Annotated in this window: 22 protein-coding genes; 16 read left to right on the forward strand and 6 right to left on the reverse strand. The window is 71.5% G+C overall.

All coding sequences use genetic code 11. The features are described 5' to 3' along the window. The first annotated feature begins 4 nt into the window (after positions 1-4). Positions 5-526, forward strand: coding sequence for a cupin domain-containing protein (locus ACFY16_RS38375; protein WP_390651860.1), 522 nt, complete (start codon positions 5-7; stop codon positions 524-526). Between the two features lie 40 nt (positions 527-566). On the opposite strand, the gene ACFY16_RS38380 is transcribed toward ACFY16_RS38375, so the two are convergent. Continuing rightward, positions 567-1,793, reverse strand: a complete 1,227-nt coding sequence (locus ACFY16_RS38380; RefSeq protein WP_390651861.1) for an acyl-CoA dehydrogenase family protein — start codon at positions 1,791-1,793, stop codon at positions 567-569. Positions 1,794-1,962: 169 nt separating this feature from the next. On the opposite strand from ACFY16_RS38380, the gene ACFY16_RS38385 reads away from it, so the two are divergent. Further along, the gene (locus ACFY16_RS38385; protein ID WP_390651862.1) at positions 1,963-2,607 is read left to right on the forward strand and encodes a TetR family transcriptional regulator; all 645 of its coding nucleotides are present in this window, start codon (positions 1,963-1,965) and stop codon (positions 2,605-2,607) included. Between the two features lie 61 nt (positions 2,608-2,668). Here the strand turns inward: ACFY16_RS38385 and def are convergent, their stop codons facing one another. Beyond that, positions 2,669-3,208, reverse strand: a complete 540-nt coding sequence (gene def, locus ACFY16_RS38390; protein ID WP_390651863.1) for a peptide deformylase — start codon at positions 3,206-3,208, stop codon at positions 2,669-2,671. 158 nt (positions 3,209-3,366) lie between these two features. Between def and ACFY16_RS38395 the strand changes: the two genes are divergently transcribed. From ACFY16_RS38395 to ACFY16_RS38425, 7 genes are all read left to right on the forward strand, one after another. Further along, complete coding sequence (locus tag ACFY16_RS38395) at positions 3,367-4,605, forward strand: MurT ligase domain-containing protein (protein WP_390651864.1); 1,239 nt, start codon at positions 3,367-3,369, stop codon at positions 4,603-4,605. Between the two features lie 20 nt (positions 4,606-4,625). Continuing rightward, a complete protein-coding gene (locus tag ACFY16_RS38400; RefSeq protein WP_351146039.1) occupies positions 4,626-5,354 on the forward strand; it encodes a glutamine amidotransferase in 729 nt (242 codons plus the stop codon). Positions 5,355-5,521: 167 nt separating this feature from the next. Further along, the gene (locus tag ACFY16_RS38405) at positions 5,522-6,547 is read left to right on the forward strand and encodes a 6-phosphofructokinase (protein ID WP_390651865.1); all 1,026 of its coding nucleotides are present in this window, start codon (positions 5,522-5,524) and stop codon (positions 6,545-6,547) included. A 120-nt stretch (positions 6,548-6,667) separates the two neighbouring features. Further along, on the forward strand, positions 6,668-7,618 hold the full coding sequence (locus tag ACFY16_RS38410; RefSeq protein WP_390651866.1) for a cytochrome c oxidase assembly protein: 951 nt from the start codon (positions 6,668-6,670) through the stop codon (positions 7,616-7,618). 119 nt (positions 7,619-7,737) lie between these two features. Then, a complete protein-coding gene (locus tag ACFY16_RS38415) occupies positions 7,738-9,126 on the forward strand; it encodes a DUF6777 domain-containing protein (RefSeq protein WP_390651867.1) in 1,389 nt (462 codons plus the stop codon). A gap of 34 nt (positions 9,127-9,160) precedes the next feature. Continuing rightward, positions 9,161-10,942 (forward strand): protein kinase, encoded by a 1,782-nt coding sequence (locus ACFY16_RS38420; RefSeq protein ID WP_390651868.1) that lies wholly within the window; start codon positions 9,161-9,163, stop codon positions 10,940-10,942. A 27-nt stretch (positions 10,943-10,969) separates the two neighbouring features. Continuing rightward, positions 10,970-11,140, forward strand: a complete 171-nt coding sequence (locus ACFY16_RS38425) for a hypothetical protein (protein WP_390651869.1) — start codon at positions 10,970-10,972, stop codon at positions 11,138-11,140. A gap of 43 nt (positions 11,141-11,183) precedes the next feature. Here ACFY16_RS38425 and ACFY16_RS38430 read toward each other — a convergent pair whose 3' ends face one another. Genes ACFY16_RS38430 through ACFY16_RS38445 form a run of 4 tightly spaced genes read right to left on the reverse strand, consistent with a single transcriptional unit; the run spans position 11,184 to position 15,280 of the window. After that, positions 11,184-12,389: a sensor histidine kinase gene (locus ACFY16_RS38430; RefSeq protein ID WP_390651870.1), complete on the reverse strand. Its 1,206-nt coding sequence runs from the start codon at positions 12,387-12,389 to the stop codon at positions 11,184-11,186. After that, positions 12,386-14,113 carry a cation acetate symporter gene (locus tag ACFY16_RS38435; protein WP_390651871.1) on the reverse strand — a complete coding sequence of 576 codons (1,728 nt, stop codon included), beginning with the start codon at positions 14,111-14,113 and terminating at the stop codon, positions 12,386-12,388. The genes ACFY16_RS38430 and ACFY16_RS38435 overlap by 4 nt, the downstream gene beginning before the upstream one ends. A 5-nt stretch (positions 14,114-14,118) precedes the next feature. After that, on the reverse strand, positions 14,119-14,514 hold the full coding sequence (locus ACFY16_RS38440) for a hypothetical protein (RefSeq protein WP_390651872.1): 396 nt from the start codon (positions 14,512-14,514) through the stop codon (positions 14,119-14,121). Positions 14,515-14,524: 10 nt separating this feature from the next. Beyond that, a complete protein-coding gene (locus ACFY16_RS38445) occupies positions 14,525-15,280 on the reverse strand; it encodes a LytR/AlgR family response regulator transcription factor (RefSeq protein ID WP_390651873.1) in 756 nt (251 codons plus the stop codon). Between the two features lie 77 nt (positions 15,281-15,357). Between ACFY16_RS38445 and ACFY16_RS38450 the strand changes: the two genes are divergently transcribed. From ACFY16_RS38450 to ACFY16_RS38480, 7 genes are all read left to right on the forward strand, one after another. Continuing rightward, positions 15,358-15,873: an Lrp/AsnC family transcriptional regulator gene (locus ACFY16_RS38450; RefSeq protein ID WP_390651874.1), complete on the forward strand. Its 516-nt coding sequence runs from the start codon at positions 15,358-15,360 to the stop codon at positions 15,871-15,873. A 124-nt stretch (positions 15,874-15,997) separates the two neighbouring features. Further along, complete coding sequence (gene ddaH, locus ACFY16_RS38455) at positions 15,998-16,807, forward strand: dimethylargininase (protein WP_390651875.1); 810 nt, start codon at positions 15,998-16,000, stop codon at positions 16,805-16,807. Beyond that, a complete protein-coding gene (gene rocD / locus ACFY16_RS38460; RefSeq protein ID WP_390651876.1) occupies positions 16,807-18,045 on the forward strand; it encodes an ornithine--oxo-acid transaminase in 1,239 nt (412 codons plus the stop codon). Before ddaH ends, rocD begins: the two co-directional genes overlap by 1 nt. A 313-nt stretch (positions 18,046-18,358) precedes the next feature. Continuing rightward, positions 18,359-20,821 (forward strand): SpoIIE family protein phosphatase, encoded by a 2,463-nt coding sequence (locus ACFY16_RS38465; protein WP_390651877.1) that lies wholly within the window; start codon positions 18,359-18,361, stop codon positions 20,819-20,821. A 79-nt stretch (positions 20,822-20,900) separates the two neighbouring features. Further along, the gene (locus ACFY16_RS38470) at positions 20,901-22,130 is read left to right on the forward strand and encodes a PP2C family protein-serine/threonine phosphatase (RefSeq protein ID WP_390651878.1); all 1,230 of its coding nucleotides are present in this window, start codon (positions 20,901-20,903) and stop codon (positions 22,128-22,130) included. A 167-nt stretch (positions 22,131-22,297) separates the two neighbouring features. Continuing rightward, on the forward strand, positions 22,298-23,011 hold the full coding sequence (locus ACFY16_RS38475; RefSeq protein WP_351146053.1) for a lysophospholipid acyltransferase family protein: 714 nt from the start codon (positions 22,298-22,300) through the stop codon (positions 23,009-23,011). 89 nt (positions 23,012-23,100) lie between these two features. Next, a complete protein-coding gene (locus tag ACFY16_RS38480) occupies positions 23,101-24,132 on the forward strand; it encodes an NAD-dependent epimerase/dehydratase family protein (RefSeq protein ID WP_390651879.1) in 1,032 nt (343 codons plus the stop codon). Positions 24,133-24,172 lie beyond the last annotated feature (40 nt).

Raw genomic sequence — 24,172 nt, forward strand, 5'->3', positions numbered from 1 at the left:
GCAGATGACGACGACCGAGGGGCTGCTGGTGCCGCCCGGCCACGGCCGGGTGGTCCAGAGTCCGGCCCAGCACGTCACGTTCAAGGTGACCGGCACGCACTCGCGCACGTCCTCCACCTTCGAGGTGGTCGTGCCACCGGGCTTCGATGTCGGCGCACATGTGCACACGCGCAGCGAGGAGTTGTTCTACGTGCTCGAAGGCGAGCTGGACGTGCTCGCCTTCGAGCCCCGCATCCGGACCCCCGACAACTGGCAGAAGTGGGAGTCGAGTTCGGGCAGCCGGGTGGTACGGGCGACACCGGGCACCGTCATCGTCGTACCGCCCGGTTGCCCGCACGCATTCGCGAACCCGGCGGAGACGCCCGCGAAGATGTTCTTCCAGTCGTCACCGCCGCCCGATCACGAGCGGTACTTCGATGAGTTGCTGGACATCCTGAGCAGCGGAGGTCCGCCGGACCACGAGGCGATCGAGGCGCTGCGGAAACGGTACGACATCGAGCAACTCACACCTCTGAAGCACGGGTGAGCGCGGTTGCCCCACGACACGCTCCCCGCAGGCGGCGCCGCTACCGGATCGACATCCCCGACAACGTACGAGCGATCACCAGCCGCTGGATCTCACTCGTACCCTCGAAGATCGTGTAGATGGCTGCATCCCGGTGCATCCGTTCCACCGGGTACTCCCGGGTGTAGCCATTTCCACCCAGGATCTGGATGGCCTGCCCCGTCACCTTCTTTGCCGTCTCACTCGCGAACAGCTTCGACATCGAGCCCTCGGCCGCCGTGAACGGCTTGCCGTTGATCGCCATCCAGGAGGCACGCCACACCAGCAGACGGGCCGCATCGATCTGCGTACGCATGTCCGCGAGCTGGAAGGCCACACCCTGGTTGTCGATGATCGGCCGGCCGAACTGCTCACGGGTCCTGGCGTAGTCGAGGGCGACCTCGTACGCGGCCCGGGCGGTGCCCACCGCCATCGCGCCCACGGCCGGGCGCGACGCTTCGAACGTGGCCATCGCGGCGTTCTTGACGCGCTCGCCGCCCGTCTTGGCCCGCTCGCGCGCACGTGCGAGGCGCTCGTCCAGCTTCTCCTTGCCGCCGAGGAGGCAGGAACCCGGAACACGCACGTTCTCCAGGACGACCTCGGCGGTGTGCGAGGCCCGGATGCCGTGCTTCTTGAACTTCTGCCCCTGGGACAGGCCCGGCGTGTTCGGCGGGACGATGAAGGACGCGTGGCCCTTGGAGCCGAGCTCCGGGTCGACCACGGCGACGACCACGTGGACGTTGGCGATGCCGCCGTTGGTCGCCCAGGTCTTCGTGCCGTTGATCACCCACTCGTCCTTGGCCTCGTCGTACACGGCACGCGTACGCATGGAGGCCACGTCGGAACCGGCGTCGGGCTCGGACGAGCAGAAGGCGGCGACCTTGACGTCATCGGGGTCGCCGTACATCTGCGGGATCCAGGTGCCGATCTGCTCCTCGGTGCCGTTGGCGAGGACGCCCACGGCGGCGAGGCCCGTACCCACGATCGACAGGGCTATGCCCGCGTCGCCCCAGAACAGCTCCTCCATGGCCATGGGGATGCCGAGACCGGTGGGGTCGAAGTACTGCTGGGCGTAGAAGTCGAGGGAGTAGATGCCGACCTTGGCGGCCTCCTGGATGACCGGCCAGGGAGTCTCCTCACGCTCGTCCCATTCGGCGGCCGCGGGGCGGATGACATCGGCGGCGAAACCGTGCAGCCAGTCCCGGACCTCCTTCTGTTCGTCGTTGAGCTCCATGGTGAACTCGGCCATGTCCCCTCCAGGCGACGCACGTGCTGTTACTTGCGGTAACGCGAGTCTGTTACCGACGGGTAGGAAAAGTCAACTCCTGATGACCCCTCGGCAGCCCGTTCGATGTCAGGAGGGTGTTGAGTGTTAGTTTGCCCAGGCGTCACCGAACCAGCACGGGTGGGGAGAGCTCATGGACACCACACAGCGGACCGATCAGCAACGGACCGCCGACCGCCGACGGCGCGAGCTGCTGGAGGCCGCCGACAGAGTGGTGCTCCGTGACGGCCCGCAGGCCTCGATGAACGCCATCGCCGCGGAGGCCGGCATCACCAAGCCGATCCTCTACCGCCACTTCGGCGACAAGGGGGGACTGTACGCCGCCCTGGCCAAGCGCCACACGGACGCCCTGCTCGCCTCCCTGCGCGCCGCGCTGGACGCGCCGGCCGAGCGGCGCGAGCGGGTCGAGTCCACGTTGGACACCTACCTCGCGGCGATCGAGGCACGCCCTCAGGTGTACCGGTTCCTGATGCATCCTTCGGAGGGCGGCCAGGCCGGCGACCAGGGCTTCGACGTGGGCAAGCACAGCGCGCCGCTGCTGCGCCGCATGGGCGAGGAGCTGGCCCAGGTCATCGAGGAGCGCGTGGATCTGGGGCCGGGCAGCGAGCAGCTGGCGCGGGTCTGGGGGCACGGGATCGTCGGCATGATGCATGCGGCGGGTGACTGGTGGCTGGGCGAACGACCGTGTTCCCGGGCGGAGCTGGTGCGAAGCCTCGCCGACCTGTTGTGGGGTCGCCTGGCGGCGGCCGGGGACAAGATGGGCGGTCCGGGGTTCTAGGGGCGTGTTTCGAAAGTGGCGTCGTCCGGGCCGGACGGGACTTTCGAAACACGCCCTGGGCTCATCCGCGCCACGAAGCTCGCGCCACCTGTCGCATCAGGCGGCGGTGGCGCCGGCCTGCCACGCGGTCCGCGTACACCTTTCCCTCCAGGTGGTCGCACTCGTGCTGCAAGCACCGCGCGAAGAACCCGGTGCCGTGCACGGTGACCGGCTCCCCGGTCATGGTGAACCCCTCGACGACGGCATGGTCGTAGCGCTCCGTGCCCGCTTCCAGTCCCGGCAGGGACAGACAGCCCTCCGGTCCGCGCAGCACCAACCCGTCGGCCTCGACCAGCCGGGGATTCACCACATGTCCGAGATGACGGACATCATCGTCGTCCGGGCAGTCGTACACGAACACCCGCAGCGGCTCGCCGACCTGGTTCGCGGCGAGGCCCACCCCCTGTGCCGCGTACATCGTGGCGAACAAGTCCTCCACGAGCCGTGCCAGTTCGGGGCCGAAGTCGGTGACCTCCGCGCAGGGGGCGTGCAGCACCGGGTCGCCGAGCAGGGTGAGGGGCCGGACGCGCCCGCGGGCACCCGGGATCGAGCCATGTCGCATGGCGGCAAGGGTACGGTCCTGACAGCCACGCGGATGTCGCGTGGGCGCCGAGGCGGTGCCATGGTGCGGGAGTGCGAATGGATCTCGATAGGCTGAGGTCCACACCACGTTGCCGGATGGCTCAGGCGCGGCGCGTACGCAAGGAGGATCGAGAACTGATGGCAGGCAACTCGGACCCGCTCACGCCGCGGGCCAAGCTCGCCGTGACCGCGGGCAAGGCGGTCGCGGCGGCATCGCGCGCCGCGGGGCGCGGCAGCGGTTCGGTGATCGGCGGCCGGGTGGCACTCAAGCTCGACCCCGACCTCCTCGCCCGGCTCGCCCAGAACCTGGACGTCGTCCTGGTCTCGGCGACCAACGGCAAGACCACGACCACCCGGCTGATCGCGGAGGCCCTGCGCGCCGCGGGCCCGGTCGTCTCCAACGCGCTGGGCGCCAACATGCCGGCCGGCATCACCTCGGCGCTCGCCGGCGGCTCGGAGGCCCGGTACGGCGTGATCGAGGTCGACGAGAAGTACCTCGCGGGCGTGGCCCGCGACACCGACCCGAAGTGCATCGCGCTGCTCAACCTCTCCCGCGACCAGCTGGACCGCGCGGCCGAGACCCGCATGCTCGCCGAGAACTGGCGTGAGGGCCTGGCCGGTTCCAAGGCCGTCGTCGTCGCCAACGCGGACGACCCGCTGGTCGTGTGGGCCGCGTCGTCCTCCGCCAATGTGATCTGGGTCGCAGCCGGGCAGATGTGGAAGGACGACGCCTGGTCCTGCCCGTCCTGCGGCGGTGTGATGCAGCGCCCGGGCGACGACTGGTTCTGCCGCGACTGCGGCTTCCGCCGGCCGACGCCGAGCTGGGCGCTCTCCGGCGACCACGTCCTCGACCCGCACGGCTCGGCCTGGCCGATCCATCTCCAGCTGCCGGGCCGCGCGAACAAGGCCAACGCCGCCTCCTCGGCCGCGGTCGCCGCCGTCTTCGGGGTGCCGCCGCAGGTGGCGCTGGAGCGGATGTACCAGGTACAGGCCGTCGCCGGACGCTACGACGTCGTGCAGTTCATGCAGCGCGACCTGCGGCTGCTGCTGGCGAAGAACCCGGCCGGCTGGCTCGAGACGTTCTCCCTGATCGACCCGCCGCCGACCCCGGTGATCCTGTCGGTGAACGCGCGCGGCGCCGACGGCACCGACACCTCCTGGCTGTGGGACGTCGACTACACGCGTCTGACCGGCCACCCGATCTTCGTGATCGGCGACCGGAAGCTGGATCTCGCGGTGCGTCTGGAGGTCGCGAACCAGCACTTCCAGGTGTGCGAGAGCGTCGATCAGGCCGTGCAGATGGCACCGCCCGGACGGATCGAGGTCATCGCGAACTACACCGCGTTCCAGGACCTGCGCCGCCGCGTCGGCAACTGACCACCAAGGACGGTCATTTCATGAGCGACAACCAACTGCGGGTCGTCTGGGTCTACCCGGACCTGCTCAGCACGTACGGCGACCAGGGCAACGTCCTCGTCGTGGAGCGCCGGGCCCGGCAGCGCGGCCTCGACGTGGCCCGGCTCGACGTGCGCAGCGACCAGCCGATCCCCACCTCCGGCGACATCTACCTGATCGGTGGCGGCGAGGACCGGCCGCAGCGACTCGCGGCCGAGCGGCTGCGCCGCGACGGCCACCTGTACCGGGCCGTGGAGAACGGCGCGATCGTGTTCTCGGTGTGCGCCGGTTACCAGATCCTCGGCCACGAGTTCATCAACGACCTGGGCCAGCGTGAGCCGGGTCTCGGTCTGCTGGACGTGACCACGGTGCGCGGTACCGGCGAGCGGTGCGTCGGCGACGTGCTCGCGGACATCGACCCGCGCCTGGGGCTGCCCCCGCTGACCGGCTTCGAGAACCACCAGGGCGTCACCCAGCTCGGCCCCACCGCCCGCCCCCTCGCCCAGGTGCGGCTCGGCAGGGGCAACGGCACGGGAGACGGCACGGAGGGGGCGTACAACGACACGGTCTTCGGCACGTACATGCACGGGCCCGTGCTCGCCCGCAACCCGCTGATCGCGGACCTGCTGCTGAAGCTGGCGCTCGACGTGAACGCGCTGCCGCCGACCGACGACCGCTGGTACGAGGCGCTGCGCAACGAGCGGATCACGGCGGCGCAGCAGCCTGCGTGAACGTCCCTGAGGCAGCCCGTCTGACGGCACGTCCGCACAGGTGAGCGGGCCCGTCCAGCAGGCGGACGCACGCTTCGGCCCCGCCCCCTCCTGCCGTTAGGGTGGCGGGGTTCGAGCCGGACAGCGTGGTCCGGTCCCCGGCCCACGTGGAGAAGGTTGTTCGGGCTATGCGCATTGGTGTCCTCACGTCCGGCGGCGACTGCCCCGGCCTGAACGCCGTCATCAGGTCCGTCGTGCACCGTGCCGTCGCCGACCACGGCGACGAGGTCATCGGCTTCCGGGACGGCTGGAAGGGCCTCCTGGAGTGCGACTACCTCAAGCTCGATCTCGACGCGGTGGGCGGCATCCTGGCCCGAGGCGGCACCATCCTCGGCTCCTCCCGGGTCCGGCCCGAGCATCTGCGGGACGGCGTGGAGCGGGCCAGGGGCCATGTCGAGGAGCTCGGTCTCGACGCGATCATCCCGATCGGCGGTGAGGGCACGCTGAAGGCGGCCCGTCTGCTGTCGGACAACGGTCTGCCCATCGTCGGCGTGCCCAAGACCATCGACAACGACATCGCGGTCACCGACGTCACCTTCGGCTTCGACACGGCCGTCGGTGTCGCGACCGAGGCCCTGGACCGGCTGAAGACCACCGCGGAGTCCCACCAGCGCGTGCTGATCGTGGAGGTCATGGGCCGCCACACCGGCTGGATCGCGCTGCACTCCGGCATGGCGGCGGGCGCCCACGCCATCGTCGTACCGGAGCGCCCGTTCGACATCGACGAGTTGGCGCGGCGGGTCGGGGAGCGCTTCGAGGCGGGCAAGCGGTTCGCGATCGTCGTGGCCGCGGAGGGCGCCAAGCCGAAGGCGGGCTCGATGGACTTCGACGAGGGCGGCAAGGACGTCTACGGCCACGAGCGCTTCGCCGGCATCGCCCGCCAGCTCTCCGTCGAGCTGGAGGAGCGCCTCGGCAAGGAGGCCCGGCCGGTCATACTCGGGCACGTGCAGCGCGGTGGCACGCCGACCGCGTACGACCGCGTGCTGGCCACCCGCTTCGGCTGGCACGCCGTGGAGGCCGTGCACCGCGGCGAGTTCGGCAGGATGACCGCGCTGCGCGGCACGGACATCGTGACGGTGTCGCTGGCGGAGGCGGTGGAGACGCTGAAGACCGTTCCGGAGGAGCGGTACGCCGAGGCGGAGTGCGTCCTGTAAGGCACCTGTGAGCTTCAGCCGCCCCCGGTCGCAGCAGCGGCCGGGGGCGGTTCTAATCTGGGTGCGGACAGACAGCTGTGGACAGACAGCGCACAACCCCCACGAACCAGGAGCCGGCGGATGGATCACAGCGGGCACGGCATGACCATGGATCTGCCGCCGTTCACGCTGGGACGAGGTCTTCAGTGGTCCGCGGACCCCTTCTTCCTCGTCGCCTGCCTGCTGGGACTGGCCCTGTACGGCTGGGGTGTCGTCCGGCTGCGGCGGCGCGGTGACGCGTGGCCGGTCGGCCGGACCATCTCGTACGTCGTCGGCGTGCTGACCATCATGGCGGTGATGTGCACCAGGCTGAACGACTACGGGATGGTCATGTTCAGCGTGCACATGGTGCAGCACATGGTGATCAGCATGCTGTCGCCCATCCTGATCCTGCTCGGCGCCCCGGTCACCCTGGCGCTGCGCGCCCTGCCGGTCGCGGGCGGAGGCCGCAAGGGGCCGCGCGAACTGCTGCTGGCGCTGCTGCACAGCCGCTACATGCGGATCGTCACGCATCCGGCGTTCACGATCCCGCTGTTCATCGCGAGCCTGTACGCCCTGTACTTCTCTCCGCTGTTCGACTTCCTGATGGGCTCCAAGGCGGGGCATCTCGCGATGATGGTGCACTTCCTCGCCGTCGGCGTGGTGTTCTTCTGGCCGATCATCGGCGTGGACCCCGGGCCGCACCGGCCCGGCCATCTGATGCGGATGCTGGAGCTGTTCGCGGGCATGCCGTTCCACGCGTTCTTCGGTATCGCGCTGATGATGGCGTCGACGCCGATGGTCGAGAGCTTCAAGAACCCGCCGGCCTCCCTCGCCATCGACGCGCTCTCCGACCAGAACGCGGCCGGGGGCATCGCCTGGGCGTTCAGCGAGGTCCCCTCCGTACTGGTGCTGATCGCGCTGCTGTTCCAGTGGTACGGCTCCGAGCAGCGGCAGGCAAAGCGCTCGGACCGGGCCGCGGACCGCGACGGAGACAAGGAACTTGAGGCATACAACGCCTATTTGGCCTCACTGAACGCACGGGGACGCTGAAAACCTTGGAAAGGCCCTCCCATTCAGTAGCATGAAGCGCATTGGGGGAACCGCCGGGGGGAGCGGTGATGACAATTCGCGCGTTCATGCTAATGACGGGGAAATCGGCGATTCGGAGGATGATCGTCCTCCTGTTGTTCGCTCTGGTGTTGACCGGGTGCGACCGGGGCGCACCTTCGTTCGCAGTGAAGGCGGTCGCCGCGGGCGTGCCCTCGCTCGCACCGTTCTTCGACGAGGACAGCGGGCTGGGCCACGACGCGGACATCCGTTCGCAGCCCGTGCCAGGGAGTTTGCAGCAGGGGGACGCTCCCGGACTGTACGGGGGCACGCGGCAGCCGACGATATGTGACGTCGAGAAACTCAGGCGCTTCCTCACCGATCCCGCGAACCACCCGAAGGCCCGGGCGTGGGCGAGTGCGCTGGGTATCACCACCGACCGGATTCCGGACTATCTCGACCGGCTCACACCCGTTCTGCTGCGTCACGACACTCTCGTGCGGAACCACGACTACAAGAAGGAGAAGGCCGTCCCCTTCAACTCTCTGCTTCAGGCCGGAATCGCGATTCTCGTCGACGAGCAGGGGCTTCCCGCCGTCAAGTGCTCGTGCGGAAATCCATTGCGTCCCTTCGAGGGTGACACGAGCCGGATTTCCGTCAAGTTCGAGGACGGGAACAAGAAGTGGCGGGGATACGACCGTTCCTCCGTGGTCGCCGTGCGCCCCGCGCCCCGGTCCCTGGAGCGGCTCGCGCTCGTCGACGTGGCCGAACCGGACCGGGGCATCGATCGGCCGGTCGGCACGACGGGCAAGGACGACTCCACGTTCGACACGCGGAAGCGGCGCGCGGTGCCGAACCTGGCCGGGACGACCTTCGGGCAGGCGAGCCGGGAGCTGACCGACCGGGGGCTGGCCGCCGCGTACGGCGGGCCGGGGCTGCCGCCCGACGACGCGGAGGTCATGGCGTCGGACCCGCCGGCGGGGACCGAGCTGCGGTTCGGTGCGTACGTCACGCTCAGCGTGGCGGGTGGGACGAGCAGGGGGGCGACCACTCCGGCCACCTCCGCGCCTGACCCCACGACCCCTCCCCCGGGTGCGGCGTCGTCGCAGCCGACCGCACCGGGGCAGTCCCCGTCGACGTCGGCACCGGCGCCCTCGTCCTCCGGCCCCTCCGCATCGTCCGGGACACCCTCGGCATCGTCCGAGGCACCCTCGTCGAGCCCGCCGGCCGCCTCGACGCCGCCGGCGACGAGCTCCGCACCGCCCGTCACCACCTCCGCGCCGCCGGTCACCAGTTCCGCCCCGGAGGTCAGCGGCTCGCCCCCGCCGAGCCCGCCGCCACCGCCACCGCCACCGCCGGAGACGAGCAGCGCGCCCGCCACCAGCGCTCCGGTCACGAGCAGCGCGCCCGCCACCAGCGCTCCGGTCACGAGTGAGCCGGTCACGACCGAGCCGGCCGCCACCACCCCGGTCACGACCGAGCCCGCGAGCACTTCCCCCGCGACCACGTAGCCGTAGCACCCCCGCAGACACCGGGAGTCACCGGATGCCTTCAGGATCACCGACGTCGGGAGTGGGCCGGGTCATCGCCGGCCGGTATCTGCTGCTGAACCGGCTCGGCAGTGGCGGCATGGGCCATGTGTGGCTCGCCCACGACCGGAGACTGGCCTGCGAGGTCGCACTCAAGGAGATCGTCTTCCGCGACGCGGCCGAGGCCGACGAGCGGGAGGCCCGGGTCGCCCGGGCGCGGGCCGAGGCCCGGCACGCGGCCGGACTGCGCGGGCATCCGCACGTGGTGACCGTGCACGACGCGCTGGAGCACGAGGGGCTGCCGTGGATCGTCATGGAGTACGTGGCGGACGCCGTCGACCTGCGGGAGCTGGTGGACCGGCGCGGGCCGCTCGCCCCGGCCGAGTGCGCGCGCATCGGGCTGGCCGTGCTGGACGCGCTGACCGCCGGGCACGAGCTGGGCATCATGCACCGGGACGTGAAACCGGCGAACATCCTGCTGGCGCCCGACCGCGGCGGATTCCCGTACGGCCGGGTCCTGCTCACCGACTACGGCATCTCCGTGCAGCCCGACGCCGGGGAGACGCGGTACACGCTGGCGTCGGTGCTCGTGGGCACGGCCGGTTATCTGGCGCCGGAGCGTGCGACCGGCGGTCCGCCCACGTCGGCCGCCGACCTGTTCTCGCTGGGCTGCACGCTGTACCACGCGGTCGAGGGGCACGGTCCCTTCGAGCGCGATTCGCACCTCGCCGAGGTCACCGCCGTGGTCATGGAGGAGCCGCGGCCGCCCGTGCGCGCGGGCGCGCTGGGTCCCGTACTGAGCGCGTTCCTCGAGAAGGACCCGGCTCGGCGGATGACGGCGCCGGAGGCGGAGGCCGCGCTGTCGCGGATCGTCACGCCGCAGGCAGACGCGTACGCCCGCACCCAGACCGACCTGGGCTCGCAGCCGCACTGGAGCGGTGCGCAGGCGTCGCCGGCACCTGTGCCCCCGCTCCCGCCCACCCGCCGCCCCGTCCGGCACGCGGTCGTCGCCGGGCTCCTCGGGCTGGTCCTCGCCCTGGCCGGCGTCTGGTACGCCCTCGCCCCGGCCCCGGGGACCACCGGCCGGACGGCGGCGCCGTACGGCGACACGGTCGGGCTCGCCGAGCCGCTGCGGGACGGCGACTGCCTGCTGGCCGACTGGCCCGGCACCCCCTTCGCGGGCACACCCCGCCTCGCCCTGGACCCCAGCTGCCGGGACAAGGCGCCCGACGGGCAGGTGATGGCGTTCGTCGGGGCCGCCTCCGCGGACGAGGCGCGCAAGCTGGGGCCGGTTCGGTGCGAGGAGCGGACGCGGGAGGTCCGCGAGCGGCTCGCTGATGTGCGCGGGTACGCGGTCGTGCCGACGGGGGCCGGGTTCGAGGCCGCCGGGCGGCGCACGGCCTGTCTCGTACTGGGCGCGCACGGGCCGGTGTACGGGCCGCTGGCCGGCCACCGCAAGCTCGGCTCGGCCTTCACCGACACCTCGAACATGCAGAAGCGGGACTGCCTCGACACCCGCTCCGACCGGGACGCCCGGCTGGTGTCCTGCTCCGGGCCGCACGACGAGATGGTCATCGGTTTCACCCGTCTACCGGCCGACGTCACGCTCACCGAAGCCCGTACCGAGTCCGACGCGGCGTGCGCGCGGGACGTGCCGCCCGGTGACTACGGTTTCGACCCGTCGGTGTACGAAGCCGGCTCCTGGACCGGCGCCGGGCCATGGAAATCGAAAACGCATACCGTCGTATGCACCGTACGGAAGCAGAACGGGGGCACCATGGAGGGGGACGCACCCTGAGGAGGGTGTCCTGAGGAGGGTGTCGCGATGCCCGGTTCTACGGACGGTTCCACGAGGACGATGGGGGTACTCACCCTCGGCGGACTCGTCGTGGTGACGGCTTACACGGTGGCGCTCGGCAGCAACGGCTGGCTGTGGTTCGGCTGGGTCGTGCTGGGCCTGCTCACTCTGGGCATGATCGTCACCCGCAGCACCTGAGCGGCACACCTCGACAGCCGGCCCGGCGAGGGCGTCCGGGGCGTCACACCTCGGTGAGCCGGCCTGCCGAGTGCACGCCCGGCTGGTATTTCGGCAGCCGGGCGGTGATCTTCATGCCCGCCCCGACGGCGGTCTCGATGACGAGCCCGTAGTCGTCGCCGTACACCTGCCGGAGCCGGTCGTCGACGTTCGACAGCCCGATGCCGCCGGACGGGCTGACCTCGCCGGCGAGGATGCGGCGCAGCAGGCCGGGGTCCATGCCGGCGCCGTCGTCCTCGATGACCACCAGGGCCTCGGCGCCCGCGTCCTGTGCGGTGATCTGGATGCGGCACGTGTCGGCCTTGCCCTCCAGGCCGTGCTTGACGGCGTTCTCGACGAGGGGCTGGAGACAGAGGAAGGGCAGGGCGACCGGCAGGACCTCGGGGGCTATCTGGAGGGTGACGGAGAGCCGGTCGCCGAAGCGGGCCCGTACCAGCGCCAAGTAGTGGTCGATGGCGTGGAGTTCGTCGGCAAGGGTGGTGAAGTCACCGTGCCTGCGGAACGAGTAGCGGGTGAAGTCGGCGAACTCCAGCAGCAGTTCGCGGGCCCGCTCGGGGTCGGTGCGCACGAACGAGGCGATCACCGCCAGCGAGTTGAAGATGAAGTGCGGGGAGATCTGGGCGCGCAGGGCCTTGATCTCGGCCTCGATCAGGCGGGTGCGGGACTGGTCGAGGTCGGCCAGCTCCAGCTGTACGGAGACCCAGCGGGCGACCTCGCCGGCCGCCCGGACCAGGACCGCCGACTCGCGGGGCGCGCAGGCGACCAGCGCGCCGTGCACCCGGTCGTCGACGGTGAGCGGGGCGACGACGGCCCAGCGCACCGGGCAGTCGGGCGCGTCGCAGTCCAGTCGGAACGCCTCGCCGCGGCCGGTCTCCAGCGGGCCGGCCAGCCGCTCCCTGACCTCGGCGCGGTGGTGGCCGCCCACCCCGTCCCAGACGAGGACGTCCTTGTCGTCGGTGAGGCACAGCGCGTCCGTGCCGAGCAGCGAGCGCAGCGTGCGCGCCGATCTGCGGGCCGTCTCCTCGGTGAGGCCCTCCCTGAGCGGGGGTGCGGCGAGGGAGGCGGTGTGCAGGGTCTGGAAGGTGGCGTGCTCGACGGGGGTGCCGAGGTCGCCCTGGCTCTCCGGGCGTGCCGTGCGCCGCCCCAGCCAGAAACCCGCGGCCAGCAACGGCAGTATCGCCACGCACAGGCCCGCCAGGAATCCGCTCACGTCTTCGCCTCCGCCCGCAGTTCCTCCGTGCGGAGTTCTTCCGGCAGGTGGAACCGCGCAAGTATCGCCGCCGTCCCGGCCGGCACCCGGCCCGGGGTCGCCAGGGACACCAGCACCATGGTGAGGAAGCCCAACGGTACGGACCACAGCGCGGGCCAGGCGAGCAGGGCGTGCAGTCTGCCCGTGCCCGGGAAGCCCGCCATGGTCGCGGCGACGGCCACGAACGCCGAGCCGCCGCCCACCAGCATTCCGGCCGCCGCTCCGGGCGGGGTCAGCCGCCGCCACCAGATGCCGAGGACCAGCAGCGGGCAGAACGACGACGCGGACACGGCGAAGGCGAGCCCGACCGCGTCGGCGACGGGCAGGCCGCCGACCAGGACGCTCGCCGCGAGCGGTACGGCCATGGCGAGCACCGTGCCGAGCCTGAAGTGCCGTACGCCGCGCGACGGGAGGACGTCCTGGGTGAGCACGCCGGCCACGGCCATGGTCAGCCCCGAAGCCGTGGACAGGAACGCGGCGAAGGCTCCCCCGGCGACCAGCGCGCCGAGCAGGTCGCCGCCGAGGCCGCCGATCATCCGGCCGGGCAGCAGCAGGACGGCGGCGTCCGCGTCTCCGGTGAGGGTGAGTTCGGGGGCGTACAGGCGGCCCAGTGCGCCGTAGACCGGCGGCAGGAGGTAGAAGGCGCCGATCAGGGCGAGCACAGCCACCGTCGTGCGGCGGGCGGCGACTCCGTGCGGGCTGGTGTAGAAGCGGACGACGACGTGCGGCAGTCCCATGGTGCCGAGGAAGGTGGCGAGGATCAGTCCGTACGTGGCGTACAGCGGGCGTTCCTCGCGGCCCGCGGCCAGCGACGTCGACATGCCGCCGTTGCTGCCGCGGTGGGCCGCGGGGACCCGGGTTCCCTCGGCGAAGGTCAGGCGGGTGCCCTGCTGGACGCGGTGGGTGCCGGCGGGAAGGGTGAGCGGGGTGCCGTCGTGCGGGCGGCCGTCGACCGTGCCGCTGACGGTCACGGTCAGCGGCCGGTCCAGCTTCAGGTCGAGGGTGGAATCGACCCGGACGGAGCGCTGTTCGCGGAAGGCGGCCGGTTCCTCGAAGGCGTGCGAAGGTGCTCCGTCGCCCTGCCAGGCGAGGACCAGGAACAGGACGGGGACGAGGAGGGCGGTGAGCTTCAGCCAGTACTGGAAGGCCTGCACGAAGGTGATGCTGCGCATGCCGCCGGCGGCGACGGTCGCGACCACCACGACCGCCACGATCACTCCGCCGAGCAGGTCGGGCGCCCCGGTCAGTACCGTCAACGTCAGCCCGGCGCCCTGGAGTTGGGGCAGCAGGTACAGCCAGCCGACGCCGACGACGAAGGCGCCCGCGAGTCGCCGCACCGCCTGGGAAGCCAGCCGCGCCTCGGCGAAGTCGGGGAGGGTGTAGGCGCCGGAGCGGCGCAGCGGGGCGGCGACGAAGAGGAGGAGGACCAGGTAGCCGGCGGTGTAGCCGACGGGGTACCAGAGCATGTCGGGGCCCTGGACGAGCACCAGTCCCGCGATGCCGAGAAAGGAGGCGGCGGAGAGGTACTCGCCGCTGATGGCGGCCGCGTTGAGGCGGGGGCCGACGGTACGGGAGGCGACGTAGAAGTCGGAGGTCGTGCGGGATATGCGCAGACCGAAGGCGCCGACGAGGACGGTCGCGACGACGACGAGGGCGACGGCGGGGACGGCGTAGCCGGAGTTCACGGCGGTCAGCGGTCCTCTACGAGGAGCACGAAGTCCCGTTCGTTGCGTTCCGCCCGGCGCACGTACCAGCGGGCGAGCAGGACGAGCGGCGCGTACAGGCAGAAGCCCAGGACCGCCCATTCGAGGCGCCGGGCGTCCGGCATGGCCGCGAAGAGCAGCGGCAGCGGGCCGACGAGCAGCACGAGGACCGCGAACACGGCGAGGGCGGCGCGCAGTTGGGTGCGCATCAGGGAGCGGACGTAGGTGTGGCCGAGGGTGGTCTGCTCGTCGATCTCGGTGCGGGGGCGGTAGTAGCCGGAGGCATGGGTGTACCGCCCGCGCGCGCGAAGCCGAGCGTGGGGGAGGCTGCGGCGGGGCGGGCCGGTGACGACGACGCGGCGCTCGGCGGAGTCCTGGGGCATGAAGTCCTCCCTAGCTCGTCGTCCGGCGCATCAACAGGTCCCGGAGTTCGCGTGCGTGGCGGCGGCTGACCTGGAGTTCCTCGGCGCCGACCCGGACACTCACCGTACCCGCGTCCAGGCGGAGTTCGCCGATGTGGCGCAGGGCGACGAGGTGGCGGCGGTGGATGCGGACGAACCCGCGCGAACGCCAGCGTTCCTCGAGGGTGGACAGCGGGATGCGCACGAGGTGGCTGCCGCGGCCGGTGTGCAGGCGGGCGTAGTCTCCGTGGGCCTCGACGTGGGTGATGTCGTCGACGGCGACGAAGCGGGTCACGCCGCCGAGTTCGACGGGTATGTGGTCGGGGTCGGGTTCGTGCACGGGTATCCGCGGTGCGCTGCCGCGCAGTTCGGCGGCGCGGCGGACCGCCTCGGCGAGGCGTTCCTTGCGGACCGGTTTGAGCACGTAGTCGACGGCCTTGAGGTCGAAGGCCTGGACGGCGAAGTCCTCGTGGGCGGTGACGAACACGACCAGCGGGGGCTGGGCGAAGCCGGTCAGCAGCCGGGCCAGGTCGAGGCCGTCGAGGCCGGGCATGTGGATGTCGAGGAAGACGACGTCGATCGCTTCGGGGCCGTGCGGGCCGGACTCCAGGGCGCGGTTGATGCGGCGCAGCGCCTCGGTCGCGTCGCCGGCGCCCTCCACGCTGCCGATCCTGGGATCCGCGTTCAGCAGATAGAGCAGTTCCTCGAGTGAGGGGCGTTCGTCGTCGACGGCGAGGGCGCGCAGCATGAACGTGCAGTGTAGGAGCAATCCGTACCCCTGGACATGTGCTCTGCGTGGACGTTCGCGCTGGATACAGTGCCGCCATGAACAGCAGGCCCGCGCCGTTCGACGAGCTCGACCGGAAGATCCTCACCGCTCTGATGGCGAACGCCAGAACGAGTTTCGCCGAGATCGGCGCGGCGATCGGTCTGTCCTCGACGGCGGTGAAGCGCCGCGTGGACCGGCTGCGCGACACGGGGGTCATCACCGGGTTCACGGCCACGGTGCAGCCGTCGGCGCTGGGCTGGCGCACGGAGGCGTATGTAGAGGTGTACTGCGAGGGCGCGGCGCCGCCGCGGCGGCTCGCGGAGGTCGTGCGCAACCATCCTGAGATCACGGCGGCGATGACGGTGACCGGCGGGGCGGACGCGCTGCTGCACGTGCGGGCCAGGGACGTGGAGCACTTCGAGGAGGTGCTGGAACGGATCCGGACGGAGCCGTTCATCCGGAAGACGATCAGTGTGATGGTGTTGTCCCACCTCCTCCCGGAAAGCCCGGAGGCGGGTGCGAGCCAGCCCGCGCCGGAGGAGACCGCGCGGAGCGCATCAGACGTGCGGTGACGGGCCTGAAGACGCAGCGATGCTGCGTGAACACGCAGTCTTGGTTCCTTGTTGTCCGGCCCTCTCACTTCCTACCTTGGTGTCAACCCTCAGTCGACACCGCAGGAAACGGAGGGACCCCTCTGTGCCCGACAGCCGTGTGCCGCGCTCCCGGCGCTTTCTCGTCTGCGAACCCAGACATTTCGCCGTGCAGTACGCGATCAATCCCTGGATGCAACCCGACACCCATGTCGACGTCGATCTGGCCCAGGAGCAGTGGCAGGCGCTGATCCGCGCCTACCGGGCCCACGGCCACACCGTCGACGCAGTGGAGCCGGTCGTGGGTCTCCCGGACATGGTCTTCGCCGCGAACTCGGCGGTCGTCGTCGACGGCCGCGTCTTCGGCTCCCTCTTCCACGCGCCCGAGCGGCGCCCCGAGTCCGTCCACTACGACACGTGGTTCAAGACGGCGGGTTTCGACGTCCACCGGCCCGAGTCGGTCTGTGAGGGCGAGGGCGACCTGGTGTGGACCGGCCGGTACGTCCTGGCCGGCACCGGATTCCGTACCACCCGGGAGGCGCACCGCGAGGTGCAGGAGTTCTTCGGCCACCCGGTGATCAGCCTGACGCTGGTGGACCCGTACTTCTACCACCTGGACACGGCGCTGTTCGTCCTCGGCGACGACAAGATCGTGTACTACCCGGAGGCGTTCTCGCCCGGCAGCCGCGAGGTGCTCGCGCGGCTGTACCCGGACGCCGTCCTGGCGACCCGCGAGGACGCGATGGCATGGGGCCTGAACTCCGTGTCCGACGGTCGCCACGTCTTCATCGCGCCGCAGGCCGAGGCGCTGGCCGCCCGGCTCGACGACCACGGCTACGTCCCCGTCCCCGTCGACCTGTCCGAGTTCCACAAGGCCGGCGGTGGCATCAAGTGCTGCACCCAGGAGATCCGCTGATGACCGCACCCGCACGCACGCTTCCGGAAAGCCGCACCTCCGCCGAACTGATCCGCGCGGAGGAGCCCGTCCTCGCGCACAACTACCATCCGCTGCCCGTGGTCGTCGCCCGTGCCGAGGGCACCTGGGTGCAGGACGTCGAGGGCCGGCGGTACCTCGACATGCTGGCCGGCTACTCGGCGCTCAACTTCGGCCACCGCCACCCGGCGCTGATCGAGGCGGCCCACCGCCAGCTCGACCAGTTGACCCTCACCTCGCGCGCCTTCCACAACGACCGCCTCGCCGAGTTCGCCGAGCGGCTCGCGTCGCTGACCGGCCTGGACATGGTGCTGCCCATGAACACGGGCGCGGAGGCGGTCGAGAGCGGCATCAAGGTGGCTCGCAAGTGGGCGTACGAGGTGAAGGGCGTGCCCGCCGACCAGGCCACCATCGTGGTCGCGGCGGACAACTTCCACGGCCGTACGACGACCATCGTCAGCTTCTCCACGGACGAGACGGCCCGCACCGGCTTCGGCCCCTTCACACCGGGCTTCCGCGTGGTGCCCTACAACGACCTCGCGGCGCTGGAGGCGGCGGTCGACGAGACGACGGCCGCGGTGCTGATCGAGCCGATCCAGGGCGAGGCGGGCGTCGTCGTCCCGGACGACGGCTACCTGGCCGGCGTCCGCGAACTGACCCGGCGCAGGAACTGCCTGTTCGTCGCGGACGAGATCCAGTCGGGCCTGGGCCGCACCGGCCGCACTCTCGCCGTCGAGCACGAGGGGGTCGTCCCGGACGTTCTGCTGCTGGGCAAGGCACTGGGCGGCGGCATCGTGCCGGTGTCGGCGGTGGTGGCCCGCCGGGAGGTCCTGGGCGTGCTGCGGCCGGGCGAACACGGTTCCACGTTCGGCGGCAATCCGCTGGCCGCCGCGGTCGGTACGGCCGTCGTGGAGCTGCTGGAGTCGGGCGAATTCCAGCGCCGGGCCGCCGAGCTGGGCACGGTCCTGCGCGACGGTCTGACCGGGCTGGTCGGCAAGGGCGTGGTGGGTTTCCGCGCACGCGGGCTGTGGGCGGGCGTCGACATCGACCCGGCCATCGGCACCGGCCGCGAGATCAGCGAACGCCTGATGCACGAGGGCGTCCTCGTCAAGGACACCCACGGCTCCACGATCCGCCTGGCACCGCCACTGACGATCACCGGCGAGGAGCTGGAGCGGGCGCTCGGGGCACTGGAGAAGGTGCTGACGCGAGCGGCCTGACGGAGTCGGCGACACGCTGTCGGCGGTGCTGCACGGCCGCCCGCACGTGCGACGGGCGGGCGTCGGCATCGGTTCCGGTTCCGCTATCGGCACCGGCACCGGCACCGGCACCGGCCGCACCAACGCTCGCGGGGCAGGAGAGCGTGCCGCCGCGGACAGCCTGACGCCCCCTCCGGCGGACGGCCCGTCCGAGTCTTCCCGGCTCGGGCGGGCGAATCGCCGTGTGCGCACAGCGGCGGGCGCCCTCCGGGTCCGAAGGGCGAAGATTGAGTCAAGAGGTGGTAGGGCACTCTCAACGACAGAGAGGTCGGCCGTGGGCGCAAACGAGGAGCACGACGTCGCTCGCCGGCGCTTCGACGTCGCCGACGCCGCACCGCTGCTGCTCGACACACGCGGCGTGGTGACGTGCTGGACCGGCGACGCGCAGCGGCTGCTGGCCTACCCGGCGTCGGAGGCGGTGGGCAGGAAGCTGGCCGACCTGCTGACCGCACAGGACGCCGAGCGGGTCCCGGAGCTGGTCGAGCGGTGCCGCGTGGAGGGCTGCTGGGCAGGGCTGCTCACGGCCCGGCGCAAGGACGGGCAGCCGGTACGGGTCATGGCCCGGATCACCCCCGCCGAGGAGAGCGCGGGCCCCGCGCGGCTGCTGGTACTGCTGTCCGACCTCGCCGGGTCCCCCGGCTGGGACATGAGCCGCACCATGCTGGAGCAGCTGGTCGACCGGTCGCCGATCGGCATCGCGATCGTGGACAGGGACCTGCGCTACGTGTGGTCGAACGCCGCCCTGGCCCGGTTCGGCGGCGGGGCGCCGAACCGGCGGCTGGGGCTCAGGATGGCGGACGTCCAGCCGGGCTTCGACGCCGAGTCCGTCGAGGCCCGGATGCGGCATGTGCTGGAGACCGGCGAATCGGTGATCGGCTACGAGCACATCGGCCACGTGCGGTCCGCGCCGCACCGGGAGATCGCGCACATGCTGTCCTTCACCCGGCTCGACGACGAGCACGGCCACCCGATGGGCGTGTACTACACGGTCGTGGACATCACCGAGCGGCACCGGGCGCGGCAGCGCCTGGCGCTGCTGGACCGGGCCGGCGAGCGCATCGGCCGCAGCCTGGACATCATGCGCACCGCGCAGGAGCTGGCCGACGTGGTGGTACCGGGATTCGCCGACTTCGTCGCCGTGGACCTGCTGGAGCCGGTGCTGCGAGGCGCGGAGATCGCGCCCGGACCGCTGCGCGACTCGGATCCGCTGCGGCTTCGGCGGGCCGCGCATCAGTCGGTGCCCGGGAATCTGCAGGAGGCCGTCGTAGGTATCGGGCACATTGCCGCCTATCTGGCCGGATCGCCCCCGGTCCGCTGTCTGTCCACGGGCACGTCGTGGCGCGAGGAGCGCCTCGACCCGCTGGCCAGGGAGTGGGCGACGAACATACCGGGCGGCCGCAAGGCCACCTTCACGGAGCTGGGGCTGCGCAGTGTGCTGATCGTGCCGCTGCGCGCGCGGGGCGTCACTCTGGGCATCACCACGTTCTTCCGGCGGCACCAGCGGGAGCCCTTCGACGAGGACGACCTGGGCCTGGCCGAGGACATCGTGTCGCGGGCGGCCGTGTGCGTCGACAACGCCCGCCGCTACACGCGCGAGCGCGAGGCCGCGCTGGTCCTCCAGCGCACCCTGCTGCCGCACCGGCTGCCCGAACAGGACGCGGTGGAGGTGGCCGCCTGCTACCGACCCGCCGACGAGCTGACGGGGCTCGGCGGCGACTGGTACGACCTCATCACGTTGTCCGGCGCGCGCGTGGCCCTCGTGGTGGGTGAGGTTCCTGGGCACGGCATCCACGCCGCCGCTGCCATGGGCCGGCTCCGGACGGCCGTACGGACCCTCGCGGCGCTGGACCTGCCGCCCGAGGAAGTGCTCGCTCATCTGGACGACCTGGTCGCGCGGTCGGTCTACGAGGAGGGCATCGAAACGGACTCCGAGGAGGCCGACAGCGCCCGGACCCTCGGCGCCGGCTGCCTGTACGTCATCTACGACCCGGTGGAGGGCCGATGCCTCATGGCGGCCGCCGGCCATCCCGCGCCGGCCGTGATCGAGCCCGACGGGAGTATCACCTTCGTGGAGCTTCCCCAGGGGCCGCCGCTGGGCGTGGGCGGGTCGCCCTTCGAGTCGGTCGAGCTGATCCTGGCCGAGGGCAGCACACTCACGCTGCACACCGACGGTCTGCTGGCGCGCGGGGCGCAGGAATGGACCATCGACGCCGACCGCGACCGTTTGCGCACTGCGCTCGAGCGCCCTTCACCCTCGCTGGACCTGCGCTGCCGGAACCTGGTCGACGCCCTGGCCCCGGCCCGCCCGCACGACGACGTGGCCCTGCTGATGGCCCGCACCCGGCGGCTGGACGCCCATCAGTTCGCGGCCTGGGACCTCCCCGCCGACCCGGCGGTCGTCGCCGACGCCCGCAAGGCGGCGAACCGGCAGTTGTCGGAGTGGGAGCTCGACGAACTGGCGTTCACCACGGAACTGGTCGTCAGCGAGCTGGTCACCAACGCGATCCGGCACGCCGCCGGTCCGATCCGGCTGCGGCTGATCCGGGAGCGCACCCTGATCTGCGAGGTCTTCGACGGCGCGGCCACCGCGCCCCATCTGCGCCATCCACGCACCACGGACGAGGGCGGGCGCGGACTGCTGTTGGTCTCCCAGGTCACCCAGCGGTGGGGCACGCGCTTCCTCCCCGAAGGAAAGATCATCTGGGCCGAGCAGTCACTGACGGACCCTCCGGTGTGACCACCCGGGGAGGGCGGGCGTCCCGCGTGTCTCATGGCGTGGGAAAATAGCGCAAATGCGGGCAGATGGGGCGTGCGTCATGAACGATACGGCGGTCGACTACGCGGGAGTGTTCCAGGCCTTGCCCGGCATGGTCGCGCTGCTCACGCCCGATCTGATGTACGCGGACGCCAACGAGGAGTTTCTGCGGGTCGCCGGGCGCACCCGCGAACAGATGATCGGCCGCCATCTCTTCGAGGTCTTCCCGGACAACCCGAACGACCCCACCGCGACGGGCATGCGCGACCTGGAGGCCTCGCTCTCCCGGGTGCTCGCCACCGGCGAGCGGGACGCCATGGCCCTGCAGCGGTACGACGTGGCCTGCCCCGACCGGCCCGGGGAGTGGGAGGAGCGCTACTGGAGCCCGGTCAACGCGCCCGTCTTCGACGCGGACGGGAAGGTCGTGCTGCTGGTGCACCGGGTCGAGGAGGTCACCGAACTGATCCGGGCCCGCGGCGGCCCCGGCGGCGGCCGGGCCCGGGTGCTGGAGGCCGAGCTGTACACGCGCGCCCGCGAACTGCAGGAACTCAACGAGCGGCTGCGCCGGGCCCACGCCCATGAGCGCGAGGTGGCGCTCGCCCTCCAGGAGGCGATGCTGTCGGCCCGCAGGCAAGTGGGACACCACCGGGCCGCCGTGCGCTACCGGCCCGCGGTCGGCGCGCTGAACGTGTGCGGAGACTGGTACGACCTGGTCGACCTGGTGGGCGGCAACCGCATCGGCGTCGCGGTCGGGGACGTGGTCGGACACGGCCTGGCGGCCGCCGGCGTCATGGGCCAGCTGCGCAGCGCGCTCAGCGCGGCCTGCCGGGTCGCCGAGGGCCCCGCGCAGGCGCTGAACGTCCTGGGACGCTACGCCCACGTCGTCGACGGCGCCGAGTCGGCCACGGTGGTCGCGACGTTCATCGACTTCGACCACCGCACCATCACCTACAGCAGCGCCGGGCATCCCCCGCCCGTCCTGGTCCATGCCGACGGCCGGGTGGAGTTCCTCGACCAGGCGACCGATCCACCGCTCGACGCCTACCCGGACCCGGTCCCCCGGCCGCAGTCCGTCACCACGTACACCGACGGCGCCACGCTGGCGCTGTACACCGATGGTCTGGTCGAGCGCCGCCGCGAGGACATCGACACCGGCCTGGCCCGCCTCGCCGACTCCCTGCGCCGCCACTGCACGCAGGACCCCGAGCTCCTGGCCGACGCCGTTCTGCTGGAACTGCTGCCGCCCGGGGGCGCGACCGACGACACCGCGCTGGTCATCGTGCGGCTGTGAAGGGAGACCGGAGTGCATCGAGGACGGGCCGTCAACGGGCCACGCCGGTAAGGCCGGAAGCGGTTCCCCGTAACTGCGCCTGCACCTACACTTGCACCCCACGACGCCCCGGTTGACCTGCTGGAACGCGGCGGTCCTCGTGATCCGCCGGATGGAGGAGCGCCCCCTTGTTCTACTACCTGCTCAAGTACGTGGTGCTGGGACCCCTGCTGAGAGTGCTCTTCCGGCCCCGCATCGAAGGCCTCGAGCACGTACCGGCGTCGGGCGCCGCCATCGTCGCGGGCAACCACCTCTCGTTCGCGGACCACTTCCTGATGCCCGCGATCCTCAAGCGGCGCATCACCTTCCTCGCGAAGGCCGAGTACTTCACCGGACCGGGCATCAAGGGCCGGTTGATCGCGGCCTTCTTCCGCAGCGCCGGACAGATTCCGGTGGACCGTTCCGGCAAGGACGCGGGACAGGCCGCGATCCGCGAGGGGCTCGGCGTACTGCGCAAGGGCGAGCTGCTGGGCATCTACCCGGAGGGCACCCGCTCGCACGACGGGCGGCTCTACAAGGGCAAGGTCGGAGTGGCGGTGATGGCCCTCAGGGCCGGTGTGCCGATCATCCCGTGCGCGATGATCGGCACCTTCGAGGCGCAGCCGCCGGGCCGGGTCGTCCCGCGCATCCACCCCGTGGTGATCCGCTTCGGCAAGCCCCTCGACTTCTCCCGCTACGCGGGCATGGAGAACGAGAAGGCGATCCTGCGCGCCGTCACCGACGAGCTCATGTACGCGATCCTGTCGCTGTCCGAGCAGGAGTACGTCGACCAGTACGCGGCCGTGGTCAAGGCCGAACTGGCGGAGAAGGAGCGCAGGTTCCCGCGGATGCCGCTGAGCTGAGCCCGTGCTCGTGCCCTCTGCCGTTCTCGCGCCTTCTGCTGTCGGCCGATCTCCTGGAACGGCACGCGCCGCGGGCCTACGGTCGTCCCATGAGACGAGCTGTGGTGATCGGAGCGACGGGCCAGATCGGGCGTCCGACGGTGGACACCCTGGTCCGGGACGGCTGGGCGGTGACGGCCGCCTCGCGCGGGGGCGGCCGGGACGAGAGGTGGCCCGAGGAGGTCGAGTCGGTCCGGCTGGACCGGGAGGACGACGAGGCACTGGCCGCGGTGCTCGGCGACGGCTGCGACCTGGTGGTGGACGTCGTGGCCTACGGGGCCCGGCACGCACGCCAGTTGACCTCCCGCGCGGACCGGATCGGCTCGGCGGTGGTGATCTCCAGCGTGGAGGTCTACGAAGACGGCAACGGCCAGGGATTCGACACCATGCGCGATACGGGCGGCTTCCCCGAGTACCCGGTGCCCATCCCGGAGACCCAGCCGACCGTACCGCCCGGCGACGCCACGTACGCCTCGGGCAAGGCGGCGCTGGAGGCCGAACTCCTGTCGGCAGCGGACCGGCTTCCGGCGACGCTGCTGCGCGCCGGCGCGATCCACGGGCCGCACAGCCCGCTCCCCCGTGAGCTGTACTTCGTCAAACGCAACCTCGACGGCCGGCGCCGACGCGTCCTCGCCCTCCGCGGCGAGAGCCTCTTCCACGTGGCCGCTGCCCGCAACATCGCCGAGCTGGTGCGGCTGGCGGCGGCGCGCCCCGGTTCCCGGGTGCTCAACGCCTGCGATCCCGAACCGCCGACGGTCGCCGCGATCGGTGCGGCGATCGACGCGGTGATGGGGGTGGAGACGGAGACGGTCCTGGTGGACGGGCCCGCGCCGTCCCCGTCGGTGGGCAGGACACCGTGGTCGGCGGTGCTCCCGGTCGTGTGCGACATGACGGCCGCCCGGCGGGAGCTGGGCTACCGGCCGGCGGTGACGTACGCCGAGAGCCTGCCGGAGACCGTCGAGTGGCTCGAACGACGACTGGCCGGTCGGGACTGGCAGGAGGCGTTCGCCAAACTCGCGGGGTACTACCCCGAGTTGTTCGACTACGCGGCGGAGGACGCCTGGCTGGACGCGCGGACATGAGCAGGGGGCGGCGGGTTGCCCCCGCCGCCCCTCACCGTCG

It is taken from the genome of Streptomyces sp. NPDC001315, from assembly GCF_042896175.1.
Taxonomy (GTDB): domain Bacteria; phylum Actinomycetota; class Actinomycetes; order Streptomycetales; family Streptomycetaceae; genus Streptomyces.

Excerpts from the sequence above, each read along its gene's own strand:
- ACFY16_RS38385 (WP_390651862.1), top strand. The coding sequence starts at position 1,963 with ATGGACACCACACAGCGGACCGATCAGCAACGGACCGCCGACCGCCGA.
- ACFY16_RS38380 (WP_390651861.1), bottom strand. The coding sequence starts at position 1,793 with ATGGCCGAGTTCACCATGGAGCTCAACGACGAACAGAAGGAGGTCCGG.
- rocD (WP_390651876.1), top strand. The coding sequence starts at position 16,807 with ATGACCGCACCCGCACGCACGCTTCCGGAAAGCCGCACCTCCGCCGAA.
- ACFY16_RS38420 (WP_390651868.1), top strand. The coding sequence starts at position 9,161 with ATGCCTTCAGGATCACCGACGTCGGGAGTGGGCCGGGTCATCGCCGGC.
- ACFY16_RS38400 (WP_351146039.1), top strand. The coding sequence starts at position 4,626 with ATGAGCGACAACCAACTGCGGGTCGTCTGGGTCTACCCGGACCTGCTC.
- ACFY16_RS38395 (WP_390651864.1), top strand. The coding sequence starts at position 3,367 with ATGGCAGGCAACTCGGACCCGCTCACGCCGCGGGCCAAGCTCGCCGTG.
- ACFY16_RS38405 (WP_390651865.1), top strand. The coding sequence starts at position 5,522 with ATGCGCATTGGTGTCCTCACGTCCGGCGGCGACTGCCCCGGCCTGAAC.
- ACFY16_RS38480 (WP_390651879.1), top strand. The coding sequence starts at position 23,101 with ATGAGACGAGCTGTGGTGATCGGAGCGACGGGCCAGATCGGGCGTCCG.
- ACFY16_RS38445 (WP_390651873.1), bottom strand. The coding sequence starts at position 15,280 with ATGCTGCGCGCCCTCGCCGTCGACGACGAACGCCCCTCACTCGAGGAA.
- def (WP_390651863.1), bottom strand. The coding sequence starts at position 3,208 with ATGCGACATGGCTCGATCCCGGGTGCCCGCGGGCGCGTCCGGCCCCTC.
- ACFY16_RS38425 (WP_390651869.1), top strand. The coding sequence starts at position 10,970 with ATGCCCGGTTCTACGGACGGTTCCACGAGGACGATGGGGGTACTCACC.
- ACFY16_RS38440 (WP_390651872.1), bottom strand. The coding sequence starts at position 14,514 with ATGCCCCAGGACTCCGCCGAGCGCCGCGTCGTCGTCACCGGCCCGCCC.
- ACFY16_RS38415 (WP_390651867.1), top strand. The coding sequence starts at position 7,738 with ATGATCGTCCTCCTGTTGTTCGCTCTGGTGTTGACCGGGTGCGACCGG.
- ACFY16_RS38470 (WP_390651878.1), top strand. The coding sequence starts at position 20,901 with ATGAACGATACGGCGGTCGACTACGCGGGAGTGTTCCAGGCCTTGCCC.
- ACFY16_RS38450 (WP_390651874.1), top strand. The coding sequence starts at position 15,358 with ATGAACAGCAGGCCCGCGCCGTTCGACGAGCTCGACCGGAAGATCCTC.
- ACFY16_RS38410 (WP_390651866.1), top strand. The coding sequence starts at position 6,668 with ATGGATCACAGCGGGCACGGCATGACCATGGATCTGCCGCCGTTCACG.
- ACFY16_RS38375 (WP_390651860.1), top strand. The coding sequence starts at position 5 with ATGACGACGACCGAGGGGCTGCTGGTGCCGCCCGGCCACGGCCGGGTG.